This is a genomic window from Desulfallas thermosapovorans DSM 6562 (assembly GCF_008124625.1).
Classification (GTDB): Bacteria; Bacillota; Desulfotomaculia; order Desulfotomaculales; family Desulfallaceae; genus Sporotomaculum; species Sporotomaculum thermosapovorans.
The window spans coordinates 106,667-123,759 of record NZ_VNHM01000002.1; the positions used below are offsets into that span (position 1 = coordinate 106,667).

The following is a 17,093-nucleotide window of genomic DNA, read 5'->3' on the forward strand; positions in this document are numbered from 1 at the left end:
AGGGCGATTAGCTCAGTTGGGAGAGCGCCTGCCTTACAAGCAGGATGTCGGCGGTTCAAGTCCGTCATCGCCCACCAGTAAAAACCGGTGCCGGAGGACACATCTCCGGCATTATAATTGAATAACAAGCGAGGGAGCATAGCTCAGCTGGGAGAGCGCCTGCCTTACAAGCAGGATGTCAGCGGTTCAAGCCCGTTTGCTCCCACCAGGAAATCAGCAGTAGCACCGGAGTCAATCTCCGGTGTTATCTCTTTTTTGAGATCTTATTTATCCTTAAAATCATAAATTGACTTTTAATATAACATAAAATGATATATTTTATTATATCTGGAAGGATATTCATTAATCTGTCAAGAAAATGTTAAATTATTGATAATAAAAGGAGGGGATGATTTTGGGTTCCAGGCTTTTCACGGTGGCAAGGATCAAAAACTGCTTGCTGAAAAACAGGATAACCATGGCGCCTATGTTTACCGGCTACGGCAATGCGGACGGTACCATAAGCCCGGCTATCCTGGAACATTACAAAGAAATGGGCGCAAGCGGGGTTGGCCTGGTCGTGGTGGAAAACATGATTGTAGACGGTCAGCGTTCCCGATTTGGAAGGCTTATGGCCATCGACAGCGACGAATCCATACCTGAGCTATCACGTTTAGCCGGCGTGATTAAAGAAGGTGGAGCGGCGGCGTTTTGCCAGATCAATCATGGTGGGCGGTTCGCCATGGTGCCGAACCCAATTGCACCGTCGCCAGTTCCTGCGTTCGGCGGCCCGGCACCTGAGGAAATGAACATAGAAATGATCGAATCAGTGATACAAAAATACGTTGATGCTGCTATGCGCGCAAAGCAAGCAGGATTTGACGGGGTGGAAATTCACGGGGCTACCGGTTATCTACCGGCGCAGTTTCTTTCCCCGCGAACCAACATGCGTAACGACCAGTACGGCGGAAGTCTGGAGAATCGCATGCGTTTCGGACTTCAGCTTGTGCACAGGGTACAGCAGGCACTCGGCTCGGATTACCCGGTGGGTTACAGGTTTATGGCCGACGAATGGTTGCCCGGCGGTTTGCATTTGGATGAAGCCAAAATATACGCAAAAGAACTGGATAAACTTGGCGTTGCTTATCTTTCCGTGACCGCCGGTACTTATGAGTCCATGTTCTTACCGGATAAGGTTACCCTATCCATGCAAGAAAACTACATGGCTGATCTGGCCGGCTCCATCAAGGAAGTTGTCGGAACCACGATAATAGCCGCCGGCCGTATAGCTACCCCGGAGGCTGCGGAACAGATACTGGCGTCCAACCAGGCCGATCTGGTGGGGCTGGCCAGGGTCCTGTTTGCAGACCCCTCTTGGCCTCAAAAGGCTGCAGAAGGGAAAAACGAGGAGATTAAACGGTGCAGGACCGAATGCGATACATGTATCAAGCTTGTTATGCAACAGAAACCGGTAATCTGCGCTGCCTGGGACAATGCGCGTAAAAATAAGTTCAAAGAATTATTAATCATTTAGGGAGTATATTATATGTTCCATAAGGGTATCGCTAGCCTAGTTTTTAATAAACAAGTACGGGCTGTAATTGAACCTATTTTAAACTCCGCCAATATAGGTATTATTATCATTGATGCCAAGGGAAATTTAGTTTACGTGAATCGTATCTGCGAGGAAATATTTCATGTTAGATCCGAAGATATCAGTGGAATTCACTATAACGAAGTTTTTGCCCAAATCCCCCCGGGAGAACGTTACACCCTGATTACCCTGGAAACCGGCCAGGAGTTTGAAAACATTGGTTCCGAAAAAGCCCGTTTTAATAACCTTTATATAACCACAGATACCATGCTGTTGAGGGATGAACAGGGTAATACGATAGGCGCGGTAGGTATTTTTAAAAACATTACACCCATTTATGAGTTTCATAAGCGGCTCAGTGAATCAAGTAAGCTTTCCATGCTGGGTAACGTGGCAGCAGGCATGGCCCATGAAATTCTAAACCCCCTAACTACCAGCAGGGGACTGGTACAAATCCTGAACCAAAAAGCCGGGGATAATAACCTACCTACAGAAAAGGTCAAGGAATACACAGATATTATTTTAAAAGAGTTGGATTCAATCCACAATTTAGTAAAAAGATTTACTCATATGTCAAAATCTAAAGCCCTGGATATGAAACCAGTGAATTTAGACCAGTTAGTCCATATGTCTGTTTCGCTGGTGGCCGACCAACTAAAGGAAAAAAGAATACAGGTGGTATCAAAACTACAGGCTGGTGCGATAATCCTGGGAGACATGATCTCGCTTAAACTGGCGCTGCTACAGATATTAGATAACTCCTTAGAGTTCTTACCCTGCGGTGCAATGATCAATATTACCACCGAGTTGTCCGGAAATGAGGCTCTGCTCATTGTGTCCGACAACGGGCCTGGGATTCAACATGATATTTTGGATAATGTTTTTACGCCCTTCTTTACAACCAGGGAAGAAAAAACAGGGTTGGGACTTACTATAGCGCAGCGTATTATCCACACCCACAAAGGCCTTATCAGGGCTGAAAGCGAGCCCGGTAAAGGGGCTAATTTTATTATCACGCTGCCGCTGGTAAAATCATTTCTGCTATGACTTCTGTATCTGAGCCATTGTCAACATTCTCTCTTTCTTTCTTACCTCTTTTTAGCCCCATCAACTAGAAGGGTAAGATAATGCAGGGGTGCTGGCAATGGTTTTTTCCAGTTTTATGTTCTGTTTTTTTACTTCCAAAGTGCTCATTTTAATTTTGCCATAAACGGCCTGGGAAGCACGGCGAATTCAGGTGTAATGTCATATTTCAATTATTAGTATACATTTCAAACAACGGTAAATAATATTAAAAAGTTTGTTTAAAAACAGGCTATGGTGCCAGGTGCAGATATAATAGGTGGATCTCACACAGGTGTTAAGGGAGAATAAATTATGGGTAAAGACATCATTTTGATTGGTGCGATAATTGGTATTCTTGCGGACATTCTAAAATTATCTGTTAATTACATTTCATATCTACTGAATTATACCAACGTTGTCTTTTGGCAGATTACAGCTTCACGATTTCTCGAACGTGATGATCTGCAACAACCAATATCGTACATAATTGGAGGAGTGGCAGATTTAACGGTTTCAGCTACTTTAGGAGTTCTTTTTGTAGGTTTAATCAGCTTGACCGGTACAAAACACATTTGGATTAAAGGAATCGGGTTTGGTTTATTTATATGGGTAAACCTCTTTGGTACTTTATTGGGCCAATCTGTACAAGCAAAGCTGCCTCAAGAACCCTTAGGCATTATGGTGACGATAATTGCGCATTTTGCTTTTGGTTTAGGTCTGGCTTTTTTTACCCAGCGGCTTCATAAAATTGAAGAAGAAACGATTCGTAGTAAAGAAACTAACAATCATTTTGCCCCTATTCCGGCACGAAAACTATTACATACTGAGGAAAAGGAACCTGTTATGGAGATTAATAACACAAGAAGTGATAGGAAGCCGTTTAAATTTCGTAATTTGTTTAAAATATTCGGGTTGATCAAAGGGAATAGATAGATGTGTTTTGGGAATTTGCAACAGCTACTATTTGCGAGCTCGGTTAATTTAAAATTTTTAGATCTTTTTTGAGGATCTTTCTTAAAGGAAAAAAGATATTTAGTAGCAATGGCGAATATATCCACCAGGGATAAAGCAGCGTTTACTCTTGTATGCAATTTATTTGCCGAAGTTGCTGTATGTACTGAACTGCCGCTGTCCTAAAGCTCCTTGGCTTTTTGGTAAGATTGGGTCTAAAAAATATAAAATATTTGCAATAAGGGCTTATAATATTATATTTAATATAATATAATAATAAGAAGCGGGGAGTGATGCAAAAGAATGAAAATATCCTTTTTTAAAAAATGTAATGACCAGGATATCATATTATTATTACGTGCCATGGCCAAATCCACTGCCTTTTCCATGTTTTCCAATGCTTATAATGAACTAACTGCTTATAAAACTGAAAACCGTATTAAAAATATAAGCATTGAGTTGGACGCGCTATCGGCGGCGGCGCAACAAATGTCTGCATCTATAGAAGAAATCACCGCTTCGGCCCAGTATGCCAGCGGTGTGCAGCATGAAGTGGAAAAGGAAGTGGGCTCCGGCAAAGAGGTGCTGGAAAGCGCCCTGCGGGAGCTTGAACATGCCAATGCCAATATTGGTGAATTGGTGGGGGTCATTAAAGAACTGAACCACCGGGTGAACCGTATCGGAGAAATAGTTGAGGTGATCAATGAAATCACTTCACAGACCCATTTGCTCGCTTTAAATGCGTCTATCGAAGCCGCCCGGGCTGGCGAGGCCGGCCGTGGTTTTGCTGTGGTGGCCGGAGAAATACGTAAATTGGCGGAACAGACCAAACAGTCCGCCGGCCAAATAAAAGAAAACGTTACCCTGGTAACTGAGGGGATGAATACTACCCTTAAAGTATTGGACAATAGTGTAAATGCAGTTAAAAACGGTATTCAATCAGCTATGAAATTAGCTTCACCTTTTAACAGTATTGAAGAGAGTGTAAAGTCCATGACGGAAATACTAAGCCAGCTGAGCAATGCCACCGATGAACAAAGCTCGGTTACCCAGGAAATCGCCGCTGAAACAGAAACCATTGCTGAAAATACCAAGTTTGCCGATGAGGTGGCCAGCGATGCTAAAGAACATGGTGAACTATCCCTGCGGGTTACCAGTGATGTATGGAAAGCCATTGAGCACCGCCGGGATTTTCAGGCTATCGGATTGGCGGCTTTCCTGGCGGAACGGATTATTGACCATGCCAATTGGATAAACCTGGTGGTTAAGACTATCAGAGGGGAAATAGCCGGGGATAATACACTGGCGGATCACCACAACTGCCGTTTAGGTCGCTGGTACTACGGCGATGGTAAAGACGTAATCAAAGGCTATAGCGAGGCACTTCAGCGTTCCTTTGCCGCCATCGAAGAACCCCATCGCCTGGTACACCAGCATGGCATTGCGGCAGTCAAACATCATCATGAAGGCAATAGTAATGAGGCTTTTCGCCATGTGATCAGCCTTACCAATGCATCGAAACAGATAATTGGTATATTTATGCAAATGATGGATGAAATCAACAAAGAGCAGGTGGCTTGATCTCGCCACACATGATTAACATTAATTAATGGTTTATTAATCAAAAATTTACCACCTGTAGGTTATACATGATAACCGGGCTATTAACGTCCGGTTGTTTGCATCTAACCCGAAGAATTCAGGGTTGCTTATTTAAAGGAGTTTTTGCCCTTTATGCGAATATATTGCATTACCCTCTTTTTATTCCCTTGAGTTTATTTTCCGAATAAGAATGTTCTCCATTCTGCTTTTCTTTGCGGTAGTGCAATGCAGGATAGATATCTTATACTCAATATCTTTCACCGGGTCTTGAAGTCAATCATAATCGAAAGGTGTTGGTGATGTGCCCCTTTACATCCAAAATCGTTGGATAGCAGTAATACTCCTTTTATCGGCATTACTATGCTTATGGGTGGGAAGGGTTTACTTGGTTCTTGAGCCGGACATATTTTTAACCGCCCATATGATTTTGGAATTTGCCAGTATTGTGGCGGCCATGCTGGTTTGTATTTTTTGCTGGTATGATTATCTTTACCAGTGGCAGAGGAAAATGCTGGTTATTGCTCTGACATTTTTAATATTTGGCGTTTTTGATTTCGTACATACTTTGTCTTATGTTTCTATGCCCGACTTTATTACTCCCAATACCGCCAACAAGGCCTCAACTTACTGGGTGATCGCCAGGATGGTGCAGGGACTGGGTATTCTAGCGGCTGTCTTTTTGCCCAACCAGGTAATCCGCATAAAAAAACCGCTGGTAATTATGGCCCTGGCTTTACTTGCTTCCGGGATGGTGACCTGGTTGGTGGCGGTCAAATTGGCCCATTTGCCCATCATGTACGACCCTCATGCCATGCGGCAAACACCCTTAAAATTAGCCTTGGAATGCGTAATTATAGTATTTTACCTGCTGGCGGCTTTTAAAATATACACCACCCGGTCAAATGATATAAGAGATGTCTACCTGTTTTACGCGCTGCTCGTTGGTATAATGGGCGAGCTGGCCTTTGTTACTTACACAAATGTTTATGATCTTTATAACCTTATGGGACATTTTTTCAAAATAATCTCTTTTAGTTTGATATTAAAGGGTCTGTTTGATGAATCTATTGGCGAGTTATATAAAACCAATGCCGAACTGGTCCGCCAAAGCGGTGAACTTGCTGAAGCCAACCGCCTTTTAAAGGAGTCCGAACAATTTAAAGATTTTTTTCTGGCTAATACCAATCACGAGTTGCGTTCACCTCTAACCGCCATTATTGCCTTTACCGAACTTTTATCCGATAAGGAAACCGGTCCTTTAAATCCTCTGCAACGAGATTATTTAAATGAAATAAGTGATAGTAGCCACGACTTGCTGAACAGGGTGAATGAAATAGCCGAATTATCCCGTATAAAGGCCGGGAAATTGGTTTTAAATCTGGAAAAGGTGAATTTAGAAGAAGTAATCACGGGTGTGGCGCGGCGTTTAAAACCGCAGTTTGAAAATAAAGGGGTGGATTTGAAACTAAGCATAGCTGCTGATTTACCGGCTGTTAGGGCTGATCACGGGCGGTTGGGACAAATATTGACCAACTTAATGGGTAATGCCATTAAATTTACCGCTCCCGGGGGATGGGTGCGGGTTAATGCAGCTTTGCAACCGGAAGATTCCAAAATTAGTGTAAGTGTTGCTGACAATGGTATTGGTATTGATCTTGAAGAACAAGTCGCCGTTTTTAAAATGTTTTACCAGGTTGATGGCACCAGTTCCCGAAAATATGGTGGTACCGGCATCGGGCTCACACTGGTAAAAAACCTGGTGGAAATGCATGGTGGAACCATAACTTTACAAAGCAATGTTGGCAGGGGGAGTTTGTTTACTTTTACCATTCCGTTATATAATGACGAATCAAAAGCTGCAAATTAATTTATTGATAATTGTGTTAAAATTTTACATACATTTTGGGCCTTAGGGAGGAGGCGCTTGTAAGGAGGCGAAAATTTGCGCTATAAGATAATGGCCGTGGATGATGACCCCAAGGTGTTGAAAATATTGCGACATTCTTTGCTCAGGGAGGGTTTTGAAGTTATTTGTGCTGCCAGCGGCTTTGAAGCATTGCAGTCGGCCCGGGAAAAACAACCCGATCTCATTGTACTGGATTTAATGATGCCCGGTATGGATGGCTTTGAAACTTTGCAAAAATTAAAGGAATTTACCGATGCGCCGGTGATTATTTTATCTGCCCGTGGTGATGAAGTGGACAGGGTGGTGGGTTTTCGCCTGGGAGTAGATGATTACCAGGTTAAACCCTTTAGTCCCGTGGAACTGGCGCTGCGTATCAAGGCGGTACTGAGGCGCAGCGTTGCTGCTGCCAAACACAAAGCAAAGGTGCTCAAGTATGGTAAATTGGTTATTGATTATGATCAAAGGTTGGTGCAAATTGAAGACCGGTCAATTAGCCTGACGCCCAAGGAATTTGAACTGCTGTGGCTGATGGCCTCCCACCCCAACCAGGTATTTATCAAGCCGCACCTTCTTAAATGTATCTGGGACAATACCTACCCGGGGGACGACAACACTGTTAATGTGCACATTCGTAGATTGCGGGGAAAAATTGAAAGTGATCCATCAAATCCGGTATATATAAAAACAGTATGGGGTACGGGATACAAATTTACCGGTTGATATCCTGACACCTTCAATAAGCATAATTATCGAACAACGATATATATTTGTAATGATTTTTTAATAATTAATTAAATAACGTTTAATTATTATTTGTTATTATGGGATGGAAACAAGTCTTGGGGGTAAATATACTTGGTGAATGAAAAACTGGGCAGCCCTGTCAGTGATACAAAGCGTGGTCCAATATCCGCTGAACAACTAGAGCACCATTACAACGCCCACTTTAATGCTTACCGGTTCAGACTGCGGGAAATAAGGGCCCGGTTGCTCAAAGCTGATACATCATACAACGTTTTGGCATTTAATATGTTGCGGGTACTGAAAAAAGAAGAAGCACAGGTCATGAACTCCGTTGTGCTGCATAATAACTATTTTGCTTCCCTGGGAGCGGGGCAAACTCAACCTTCTCCGGGACTTGTCAATATGATGATCCGGGATTTCGGTTCACTGGAGGAATGGTTGGAACAATTCATAGCTTTGGGTTTGGGTTCCCGGGGTTGGGTAATGCTTGTATTTGACCTGTGTGAAGGGAAGTTGTCAAACTATATTGCTGATGATAACGCCGAAGCGATTTGGCTGACCTTCCCCCTGTTGGTCCTGGATATTTACGAGCATGCCTTTCAAATGGATTATAAATCGGACAAAAAGGAATATATTACCAGATTTGTTAATAACATCGACTGGGGTAATGTAAATTATAACTTTGACACAGCCGGGGAGATATATAAAATAGTGGCTGTTTGGAAGGAAAAGGTATAGTGTTAGATCTTGTTTATTGGTGCTTAGCCGCCCGGTAAAAAGCCGGGTGGTTTTTTTTGAATATAACCCGGGTTGTTAGAAAATATAAATAAGCAGGCTGGATATAATAAATTATTAAAAAGTTTATTCAAAAAGTGGGCTTTGGTGCCAGGTGTTGAAAGGCACCTGCGTTAACATTGCAAGGACCAGCTATAGTAAAGATTATAAATAGATTTTGCGCTTGCTTTTCGAACAATCTCTTAAAGCTTCCCCCGGTTGGGTAACCCAAATCAATATTAGGAGGGGTGGTTATTAATCCGTATATTGAAATACCGCTGCGGGCGCTTTTTTCCTTTATCTTCCTTTTAGTATTTGCCCGGATGAATGGTCGGGAGCAAATTTCCCAACTTACCTATTTTGAATATGTGGTGGGTATTACCATCGGGTCCATAGCTGCCACTTTAACCACCACGCCCATGGATCCATTTTTGCCTGGATTGCTGGGGATGGCTGTTTGGGCGATCTTACCCTATCTAACGGGCATTTTGGTGTTAAAATCGGTACCCGCACGTAAAATCATCGAGGGTGAGCCGGTGGTTGTAATTCAAAACGGTAAAATTGATGAAGAAGCTTTGGCCAGGCAGAGGCTTAACTTGGATGATCTGATGTTAATGCTCCGGGAAAAAGACATTTTCAATATCGGTGATGTCGAAAATGCCGTATTTGAAACTAACGGTGACCTTACAGTACAAAGAAAAAGCCAGTTGAACCCGGTTACTCCGGCAGATTTAAACATCGGCACTTCGTACCAGGGACTGCCCACCACTGTGGTTCAGGATGGGGTATTAATTGAAAACAGGTTGAAAGAAATTAGCCTCAGTAAAGACTGGATTGTAAAAAAACTACAGGGGGAGCATGGTGTAACGGACATTAGCCAGGTTAGCATTGCCCAACTGGACACCAGCGGTAATTTGTACGTTGATTTAATAAACGCTAATCCTGAAAACAAACCGCACTAATAAGCCGTATTATATTGGTTTTCAAATGTTTTCCGGATATAAATGTCAGTTTATGGGCAACATTAAATTGTGAAAAACAAATTATTAAAGGGAGGTACCCCGGATGACAGTTGGCACCCAGGTCAAACAAACCCTGGCCAGCCTGAAAAGCGCCCAGGCCAGTCTGGAGATGTTTGCCATGCAGACCCAGAACCAGCAGGCTAAGGATCTTTATACCAAAGCGGCCCAACAGACCCAGGCCATTGTGGATAGCCTGGAACCCAGAATAAACGAAATTGAGCAGCAGGAGCCCCAATATAAAGGATTTTAGAGTGAAGCCGGATCATTTGATCCGGTTTTTCCATCTGTCTGTCATCTATATTTAGCCCGGGTATAAAAACGCCACTATTATGCAAAATAAGCATACAGGGGGTGATATTTATGACCGTAAGCAGTCAGGTTAAGCAAACAATTGCCAGCCTGAAGGGCACCAGGGCCACTTTGGAAAGTTTCGCCTCCATTGAATCAAACCAGCAGGCTAAACAAGTACTGCAAAAAAATATAGTACGACTGGAAGGGGTTATTAAGGATCTGGAAAACAGGTTGGGTGTTTTGGAATTTGAGGAACCACAGTACAAAGGCTTTTAAAGATTTTAAGGGTGTATTTATAAAAAATTATCATAAGGAGTTAACAGCATGGTCGTTTGGTGGGAGGTTTTACTGCGCTCCGCCGGCTTATTCATAATAACTTTGTTTTTAACTCGTTTAATCGGCAAAAGACAAACGTCCCGGCTGACTTTTTTTGATTTAATCACCGCCATTGTCATTGGTGGAATTGTTGCCGCCACGTCTCTAAACCTGGTACCGAACCCGGTGCACGGTGTGTTGGCCCTGCTGGTATGGACTGTACTGCCGGCCTTGATATACTTGCTGGCAATAAAATATAAAACGGTGAGGGATATTGTTCAGGGTAAAGAAACGGTACTTATTAACCACGGTAAAGTATTGGAAGATAAATTAATGGAAGCCCGGTTTACTCCCGAGGATTTATTGAGCCAGCTGAGGAAAAAGAATGCCTTTAAAGTGGCCGATGTGGAATTTGCCGTGCTGGAACCCACCGGTGAAGTCAGCGTGCTGCTTAGAAAAGATCAACAGCCCGTTACCCCCAAAACCGCCGGTCTTGCTGTGGGCATGGAAAGTGTACCGCAAACCGTTATCATGGATGGTGTTATCATGGATGAGCCCCTCACCGCTGCGGGACTGAACAGAAATTGGCTGCACACCGAGTTGGAGAAGGCGGGCGTGGCCCCGGAAAATGTATTTATCGGACAGGTGGACTCCACCGGCCAGCTTTACCTGGATTTGTTTGACGATGCTATCCAACTGCCCAAGCCGAAAACCAAAGAGCTTGCCTGGGCCACCCTGAAAAAATGCCAGGCGGATTGTGAGTTATATGCTTTAGGCACCAAAGACAAGCCGGCTAAAGAGATGTATACCAATTCAGCGGCAGTACTGGCTGATGTCGTACATGAGTTGGAACCTTTGCTAAAAAGATAGTATTGGTTGCATTGGGGGTGCATGGCTATGTCCAACAAGCAGAAAAAGAAAATGACCTCAGTACAGCAGGAATACCAGTCTTTGGCCAAAGCCAGGGAACCCGGGAGACCGGTTTTAAAAAATATGGTAAGGGCATTTATAGCGGGCGGTATAATATGTATCATTGCCCAGGGGGTTTCGGACTTTTTCCTGTGGAACTTTGATTTTACCGAAAAAACAGTGGGTAACCCCACTGTAGCAGTGATGATATTACTATCGGTAATATTGACATCACTGGGTATATATGATCATATCGCCCAGTGGGCGGGGGCCGGGACGGCGGTACCTGTGACGGGTTTTGCCAATTCCATGGCTTCGGCGGCCATTGAACACCGTAGCGAAGGATTTGTACTGGGAGTAGGGGGAAAAATGTTCAAGCTGGCCGGTTCAGTAATTGTTTTTGGTGTTTTTGCCGCCTTCGTTATTGCCCTGGTCAGAACAATATTGTCCATGTTGGGAGGAGCCTGAATATATGCAGCGCGGTCACCAGACCTGGGTGTTTGAGAACCAGCCTGCTATCCTGTCTACGGCTACCGTGGTGGGGCCTTTTGAGGCCAGGGGGCCTTTGGCCGGTGATTTTGATATTTTGCACGGCGACCTGTGGCTGGGGCAGGATAGTTACGAAAAGGCACAAAAGAAAATGCTGGAAGAAGCTTGTGAAAAAGCTATTGAAAAGGCTGGATTGCAAAAACAGGATATTCAGTTTTTTCTGGCCGGGGATTTGCTGAATCAAATTATCTCCAGTAGTTTTGCCGCCCGGACAATGGCGATGCCTTTTATCGGGCTATACGGCGCCTGTTCAACCTCTATGGAGAGCCTGGCTTTGGGTGCATTGATTGTTAACAGCAAGGCAGGTAATAATGTGCTATGCGGTACAGTAAGTCACAATGCGGCGGTGGAAAAACAATTCCGCTATCCCAATGAATACGGTGCCCAGAAACCTCCCACAGCCCAGTGGACAGCCACGGCAGCCGGGGTTGCACTACTGGCGGCCGAAGGGGAAGGTCCCAGGGTTGATTGTGCAACCATCGGTAGAATAGTGGATATGGGGATCAGCGATCCGTATAACATGGGTGCTGCCATGGCCCCGGCGGCAGTAGATACCATTACCGCCCACATCAGGGATTTGCGCATTGACCCCCGGGAATATGATCTTATTGCCACCGGCGACCTGGGGCGGGTGGGATATGAAATTGCCGGTGATTTACTAAAAAAACATAACATTGATATACCCGCCGATATATTTACAGACTGCGGTCTGTTAATTTACGGCCCCGAGCAGCAACCCGAGGTTTTGGCCGGTGGCAGTGGATGTGGCTGTTCCGCCGCCGTTACTTACGGGCATATATTGAACCGGATGAAAAGAGGAGAACTGGGCAAGGTATTGATTGTAGCCACCGGTGCCCTTTTGTCTCCGTTATCCTACCAGCAGAAGGAAAGCATTCCCTGTATAGCACATGCCGTTTCCATTGTATCCGGCCATTAAGGGGAGGTGGGTTTTTTGGAAACATATTTTTGGGCTTTTGTTGTGGGTGGCCTTATTTGTGTGGTGGGGCAGTTGTTAATGGATGTTGGTAGACTTACTCCGGCCCATACCATCAGCAGTATGGTGGTGGCTGGTGCTGTTCTGGCAGGTTTGGATCTCTACCAGCCGCTGATTGATTTTGCCGGTGCCGGGGCTACCGTACCCATTACCAGTTTTGGCAACTCACTGGTTAGCGGGGCGCTGGCCGAAGCTGAACAGACGGGGCTGGTGGGTATTATTACAGGTATTTTTGAAGTAACCAGCGCGGGTATATCGGCGGCCATTATTTTCGGCTTCATGGCGGCATTGCTGGTGAGACCCAAGGGGTGATAAACATAAAAGGGCCGGGGATATAATTACTTGAATAACGCAGGTGGATAGTAGAAAGGGATGGCATAAGACTGACAAGGTGATAAGAAGGGTGACCAAATGAATAAGCTGACAAAAGCTGCTACTTTATTTTCAATGATATGGATCATAGCTATATGCTTGGTAACTGGTTGTGTCACAGTTGAAACCCCCCAGAGAAAGCCGCAACCGCAAACAGGTCAGGTTGAAGGACAGGCCTATATTAATAATGAGTTAAAGGAGCAAGTGGAAAAGACCGCCGGTACGGTGCAGGGTGTGAAAGAGAGCACGGCCCTGGTGATGAATGACCAGATAGCCGTAGCTGTAAAGGTTACCGGTTTTGATCGCTTGCATTTAAAGGGTATCAGGCAGGATTTACACAGCCGGGTCAAGGGCATAGCCCCGGAGTATGATGTACATGTAACCACTGATAAAAAGCTTTTTGCCCAGCTACAGAAATTGGCCGGGGAAATAAAAAACACGCCGCAAGGTAACTTGCCGGCGCAGGTTAAAGATAAATTCAATGTTATTATTGAAGACATGAATGGCTAATAAAACACGGCCGGCGGTCCCATTTATCAATGCAAAGCCGCTGGCAATCAAGCAGGACCCTTATTTACTAGACAAGGATTTAATTAATTCCACCATATTTCGGCCCAGCTGCCGTGCAGCCAGCATGGTGGCTTCGTCTTCTTCCACGCTTTTACGCCAGACCACTTTCCCATCTTTAAAGTCTGCCAGCAAAGATCCGGCTACACCGGCTGATACAATGGGGGCGTTTTGGGCCCGGGCATCCACCACCAGTAATCCCTGGGCGGTAAGAAAATATTCCATAATACGCAGTGCCGCTTCCTGGCCGCCATTGCGCAGTCCCGCGTTGGTAACGGCGGCGCCCACCTTTCCGGCCAACATATTTTGGGTCATATGCATATAGCGGGAGCGATCCATCAGATTTTTCATCAGTGTAGTTACGTTGGACCAGTATACCGGCGAGCCCAGGACAATACCGTCTGCGGCCAGCATTTTTTCTCCGATAATGGCCATGTCGTCATCGGTGATGGAACACTGGGCCCGGCCCAGGCACTTATTGCAGGATAGACAAAGCTTGATATTATAATCCGATAGCTCCAGCAGTTCAGTGGTGGCGCCCAGGGCGGCCGCCTCGCCCAGCACGGCATTTAATAGGGCGGCGGTGTTTTTCCCTTTGCGGTGACTTCCGTTAATGCCAATAATGTTCATAGATCAATTCCCCCTTGTGTGTTTATTGCGACTTTTCAAAATTATTATATCATATTAATAAGCACCTGGGGTCGGGAAAAGCAAAAACGCCCCGTGACCGGGGCGCTGATTAGGGAGTATTAAAAAGGGTAATTAGGAGAAGGGATTGTTAACACTTATGTTTATATTTTACCCAAAATATAAACAATTTCAGTCAAATACCTGACAATTTTGCATAAAAATCTAATATGATGCCTTTATCGGTCGGAAATTAAACAACTATTTTTGCAACCACTGGACCAACGGTTTAAAGATTATTTCGATATATGCATTGGGGTTGGGGATGGTCATGCCCAGCGCTTGTGGTATGCTAAGGGCCATGCCGAATACCAAAAGCACAGAAAAGGCAGTTAACTCGCGCCACATTTTTTTGCGCACCAGGCCCGGCACTTCCAGACCTGTGATAATAAAGAAAGCTAGCATCAATAAGAAGACCATTTTCTTCCTCCGGTTTTTCCTTTTATTCTTTAGAAATTCTGTTGGTGACCAGGCCGGTGCGCCGGATAGTTGCCTCTGCTTTAATATTGATGCCAGCATTGACAAATGCCTCATTCCAATTGCCTTCCAGCGCCGGCCAGGCATCTTTATATTTTCTATGAAAGGCCTCCCCGAAGCCAAATATGTCTACTCCGTAATCGTACTTGGCCTTTTCTATGACGGACCGGGCGCAGGCTTCAATAATGCGAGCCGTGCTTTTTTCTATGGCGGCAAAAATTTGCTCATCGGTCAATTCCTCCGTGGATTGCTGTTCCCAAAGAGCTCCGTTCAGGTCCATGTGCACGTCAAACCAAATGTCTTGACCGTCATAAAAGGGCTCCACCCGGGTGTTACCCCGGGTAATATCAATAGATATTTTTTTATCCGGTTCGACGGGTGATGGCACGGTAATTTCCCCGACGGTTATTTGGTCCAAAAGCCACAGCAGACCTCTGGTTTCATGAACATTCAGCCAGCCCACCAGCCGATCATCATCAAATACCGCCGTGCCGGTAAGGGTGGCTTCGGCATGAATTTTATATCTTTCTTGCCCGTTGATTTCGGCCTCCGGGATATTTTCGGCCATCTCGGGTCCCTGGGGTGTACCGGACGGGGTTAGTTCTATACGGGGAAGTACCGGGTTTGTGCCTTTGCTGGCCAGCATCATGCTTAAGTCCTTCAACATAACCGACATACCCGCACCTGCCCGGATCATGCGCCCGGCGGATTGAGCCGAGGTGTTTTCCAGTTGTGAATGGCTGTTTAAAACATCCCGGGCCTGCCCTCTGGCCACCATGACCCAGATGGTTTCCCGGCTGAATGGGGAGCGGGAAAAGAAGTTTATGGCTTTGCGTATACCTTCTTTAGCCAACTGCTCTCCTATAACAAGTATCACGGTATGGCCCCAGTAAATATGACGGGAAACCTTGGTTTCCAGGTACCTGATGGCATCCATGACTGTTTCACCCTCCTGGGAAAGCACCCAGACATTGTTTTGTTGCCCTCCCCCACCGGGCTGTTGGCCGCCCTGGGCGCTGCCAAAGGCGTTGGGTCTGGCTATTTGTATCGTAAGCACGATATTACCCTGGGGAGTACTGTCCAAACCCGCGGCCAGTACTATGGCCAGTTCACTTAATTCTTTGCGGTTCCAGCAGCCCACCAGGGGAAGAATGAGGCTTATTGTCAACAGCAGGCAGAGAGCTTTTTTAATCAACTTTTGTTTCCTCCCTGTTTTCTAAGCAGTGCGATGGTCAGCAGGAGCACCGGTATACCCAATTCAAATGTTATCAGTGCATATGGTGGCCAGATGTAGGCAATGAAATGACTTATCTCCAGTATATTATCGGCCATTGCCATGGAAAGGGCCGCCAGTATCACCCCCACGGGCAGCACCAGGGGGCGGTAATCTTTAAGGGCCAGCCACTGCGCGGACCCCAGCACGATAACATAATAAAAAATTGATATTTTGAGCAGTCCCCCGGTTACCCAGATGGTCATAACCAGTGGTTCCGGGCGGTCAATAAAGTTGGCTATGTTAATTACCCGGGCGGTATTTAACACGGGGAAGTTCATATTGGCGATGTTGGGTCCAAACACGGCTATGCTGGCCACCGTCAGCAGGGTAAAAAACAGCCCCACCAGGGGTATGGTAATTATAGCGATGCGCGGTGCTTGTCCGGTTCGGGTCAAAAAAGGAATCAACATGGCAAAGGTGCTGATCTCCCCCATCCAGGCCAAGGGAGCGACGGCACCCCGGAAAATATCCACCGCACCCGTTTCAAATGCCGGCAGGAACCTTTCGATGCGCATTTCCGGCAGGGCTAGTAAAAATATTAATACGACTGAAATTAATATCAGCGGTAAAAAAATTTGATTTACCCGGACCAGAACTTCGAGGCCTTTCTTAACGGTGTAAGCAGCCAGGGCTGCCCCAATGATGTTAATAGCGATCAAAGGGGTTTCGGGTAGGAATACATCAACCAGAAAGTTGCCATATTCCCTGATCATCACCGCGCAGATTTGGATAAACCACAACAAGTATAACAGGCCAATAAGCTTACCGGGCCATTTACCCAGTATGTCACCGGTGTATTCCACCAGCGTTTTTTGGGGGAATAAAGTGCCCAGTTTGACAGTAACCAGGGCAATGGGCAATGCCAGCAGTGTAGCCAGCAGCATGGACAGCCAGGCGTCCTGCCGGGCATGGGTGGCGGCAATGGCCGGGGCACCGAGCATGGCCGTGGCGATGATCATGGTGATATTCAGCAACACAGCCTGTCCGCCGCTGATTCGGTCTCTCTCCAGCAACTGTTT

19 protein-coding genes and 2 tRNA genes are annotated in these 17,093 nt (G+C 45.6%); 17 read left to right on the forward strand and 4 right to left on the reverse strand.

The features are described from left to right. Position 1 precedes the first annotated feature (1 nt). The 17 genes from LX24_RS02345 (at position 2) to LX24_RS02425 (ending at position 13,577) form a co-directional block, all read left to right on the forward strand. Positions 2–77: transfer RNA gene (locus tag LX24_RS02345), tRNA-Val, on the forward strand. Positions 78–132: 55 nt separating this feature from the next. Continuing rightward, positions 133–208 (forward strand) — tRNA-Val (locus tag LX24_RS02350). A gap of 186 nt (positions 209–394) precedes the next feature. Further along, positions 395–1,513 (forward strand): oxidoreductase, encoded by a 1,119-nt coding sequence (locus LX24_RS02355; protein WP_207706502.1) that lies wholly within the window; start codon positions 395–397, stop codon positions 1,511–1,513. Between the two features lie 12 nt (positions 1,514–1,525). Continuing rightward, positions 1,526–2,620, forward strand: coding sequence for a two-component system sensor histidine kinase NtrB (locus LX24_RS02360; RefSeq protein WP_166510536.1), 1,095 nt, complete (start codon positions 1,526–1,528; stop codon positions 2,618–2,620). A gap of 330 nt (positions 2,621–2,950) precedes the next feature. Continuing rightward, positions 2,951–3,571 (forward strand): DUF6789 family protein, encoded by a 621-nt coding sequence (locus LX24_RS02365; protein ID WP_166510537.1) that lies wholly within the window; start codon positions 2,951–2,953, stop codon positions 3,569–3,571. Between the two features lie 321 nt (positions 3,572–3,892). After that, positions 3,893–5,170: a methyl-accepting chemotaxis protein gene (locus tag LX24_RS02370; protein ID WP_166510538.1), complete on the forward strand. Its 1,278-nt coding sequence runs from the start codon at positions 3,893–3,895 to the stop codon at positions 5,168–5,170. A gap of 406 nt (positions 5,171–5,576) precedes the next feature. After that, positions 5,577–7,058, forward strand: a complete 1,482-nt coding sequence (locus tag LX24_RS02375) for a sensor histidine kinase (protein WP_166510539.1) — start codon at positions 5,577–5,579, stop codon at positions 7,056–7,058. Positions 7,059–7,133: 75 nt separating this feature from the next. Further along, positions 7,134–7,817, forward strand: coding sequence for a response regulator transcription factor (locus tag LX24_RS02380; RefSeq protein ID WP_166510540.1), 684 nt, complete (start codon positions 7,134–7,136; stop codon positions 7,815–7,817). Positions 7,818–7,955: 138 nt separating this feature from the next. Further along, the gene (locus tag LX24_RS02385) at positions 7,956–8,579 is read left to right on the forward strand and encodes a superoxide dismutase (RefSeq protein ID WP_243131594.1); all 624 of its coding nucleotides are present in this window, start codon (positions 7,956–7,958) and stop codon (positions 8,577–8,579) included. Positions 8,580–8,863: 284 nt separating this feature from the next. Beyond that, positions 8,864–9,577, forward strand: coding sequence for a YetF domain-containing protein (locus LX24_RS02390; protein ID WP_166510542.1), 714 nt, complete (start codon positions 8,864–8,866; stop codon positions 9,575–9,577). A 103-nt stretch (positions 9,578–9,680) separates the two neighbouring features. After that, positions 9,681–9,887: a DUF1657 domain-containing protein gene (locus LX24_RS02395; RefSeq protein WP_166510543.1), complete on the forward strand. Its 207-nt coding sequence runs from the start codon at positions 9,681–9,683 to the stop codon at positions 9,885–9,887. A gap of 110 nt (positions 9,888–9,997) precedes the next feature. Continuing rightward, positions 9,998–10,204 carry a DUF1657 domain-containing protein gene (locus LX24_RS02400; RefSeq protein ID WP_166510544.1) on the forward strand — a complete coding sequence of 69 codons (207 nt, stop codon included), beginning with the start codon at positions 9,998–10,000 and terminating at the stop codon, positions 10,202–10,204. A 48-nt stretch (positions 10,205–10,252) separates the two neighbouring features. Continuing rightward, positions 10,253–11,113 carry a DUF421 domain-containing protein gene (locus LX24_RS02405; protein WP_166510545.1) on the forward strand — a complete coding sequence of 287 codons (861 nt, stop codon included), beginning with the start codon at positions 10,253–10,255 and terminating at the stop codon, positions 11,111–11,113. Between the two features lie 27 nt (positions 11,114–11,140). Then, a complete protein-coding gene (gene spoVAC / locus LX24_RS02410) occupies positions 11,141–11,620 on the forward strand; it encodes a stage V sporulation protein AC (RefSeq protein ID WP_166510546.1) in 480 nt (159 codons plus the stop codon). 4 nt (positions 11,621–11,624) lie between these two features. Beyond that, positions 11,625–12,638: a stage V sporulation protein AD gene (gene spoVAD / locus LX24_RS02415; protein WP_166510547.1), complete on the forward strand. Its 1,014-nt coding sequence runs from the start codon at positions 11,625–11,627 to the stop codon at positions 12,636–12,638. A 15-nt stretch (positions 12,639–12,653) separates the two neighbouring features. Beyond that, on the forward strand, positions 12,654–13,007 hold the full coding sequence (spoVAE, locus tag LX24_RS02420) for a stage V sporulation protein AE (protein WP_166510548.1): 354 nt from the start codon (positions 12,654–12,656) through the stop codon (positions 13,005–13,007). Positions 13,008–13,106: 99 nt separating this feature from the next. Further along, positions 13,107–13,577 (forward strand): YhcN/YlaJ family sporulation lipoprotein, encoded by a 471-nt coding sequence (locus LX24_RS02425; protein WP_166510549.1) that lies wholly within the window; start codon positions 13,107–13,109, stop codon positions 13,575–13,577. Positions 13,578–13,637: 60 nt separating this feature from the next. On the opposite strand, the gene LX24_RS02430 is transcribed toward LX24_RS02425, so the two are convergent. The 4 genes from LX24_RS02430 to LX24_RS02445 form a co-directional block, all read right to left on the reverse strand. Continuing rightward, positions 13,638–14,264 carry a flavodoxin family protein gene (locus LX24_RS02430; protein ID WP_166510550.1) on the reverse strand — a complete coding sequence of 209 codons (627 nt, stop codon included), beginning with the start codon at positions 14,262–14,264 and terminating at the stop codon, positions 13,638–13,640. A gap of 258 nt (positions 14,265–14,522) precedes the next feature. After that, entirely contained in the window at positions 14,523–14,741 is a 219-nt protein-coding gene (locus LX24_RS02435; protein ID WP_166510551.1) for a hypothetical protein, read from the reverse strand. Between the two features lie 22 nt (positions 14,742–14,763). Then, positions 14,764–15,993 carry a Ger(x)C family spore germination protein gene (locus tag LX24_RS02440; protein WP_166510552.1) on the reverse strand — a complete coding sequence of 410 codons (1,230 nt, stop codon included), beginning with the start codon at positions 15,991–15,993 and terminating at the stop codon, positions 14,764–14,766. Then, positions 15,990–17,087: a GerAB/ArcD/ProY family transporter gene (locus LX24_RS02445; protein ID WP_166510553.1), complete on the reverse strand. Its 1,098-nt coding sequence runs from the start codon at positions 17,085–17,087 to the stop codon at positions 15,990–15,992. Before LX24_RS02445 ends, LX24_RS02440 begins: the two co-directional genes overlap by 4 nt. Positions 17,088–17,093 lie beyond the last annotated feature (6 nt).

Excerpts from the sequence above, each read along its gene's own strand:
- LX24_RS02435 (WP_166510551.1), bottom strand. The coding sequence starts at position 14,741 with ATGGTCTTCTTATTGATGCTAGCTTTCTTTATTATCACAGGTCTGGAA.
- LX24_RS02405 (WP_166510545.1), top strand. The coding sequence starts at position 10,253 with ATGGTCGTTTGGTGGGAGGTTTTACTGCGCTCCGCCGGCTTATTCATA.
- LX24_RS02395 (WP_166510543.1), top strand. The coding sequence starts at position 9,681 with ATGACAGTTGGCACCCAGGTCAAACAAACCCTGGCCAGCCTGAAAAGC.
- spoVAC (WP_166510546.1), top strand. The coding sequence starts at position 11,141 with ATGTCCAACAAGCAGAAAAAGAAAATGACCTCAGTACAGCAGGAATAC.
- LX24_RS02430 (WP_166510550.1), bottom strand. The coding sequence starts at position 14,264 with ATGAACATTATTGGCATTAACGGAAGTCACCGCAAAGGGAAAAACACC.
- LX24_RS02365 (WP_166510537.1), top strand. The coding sequence starts at position 2,951 with ATGGGTAAAGACATCATTTTGATTGGTGCGATAATTGGTATTCTTGCG.
- LX24_RS02400 (WP_166510544.1), top strand. The coding sequence starts at position 9,998 with ATGACCGTAAGCAGTCAGGTTAAGCAAACAATTGCCAGCCTGAAGGGC.
- LX24_RS02370 (WP_166510538.1), top strand. The coding sequence starts at position 3,893 with ATGAAAATATCCTTTTTTAAAAAATGTAATGACCAGGATATCATATTA.
- spoVAD (WP_166510547.1), top strand. The coding sequence starts at position 11,625 with ATGCAGCGCGGTCACCAGACCTGGGTGTTTGAGAACCAGCCTGCTATC.
- LX24_RS02425 (WP_166510549.1), top strand. The coding sequence starts at position 13,107 with ATGAATAAGCTGACAAAAGCTGCTACTTTATTTTCAATGATATGGATC.
- LX24_RS02360 (WP_166510536.1), top strand. The coding sequence starts at position 1,526 with ATGTTCCATAAGGGTATCGCTAGCCTAGTTTTTAATAAACAAGTACGG.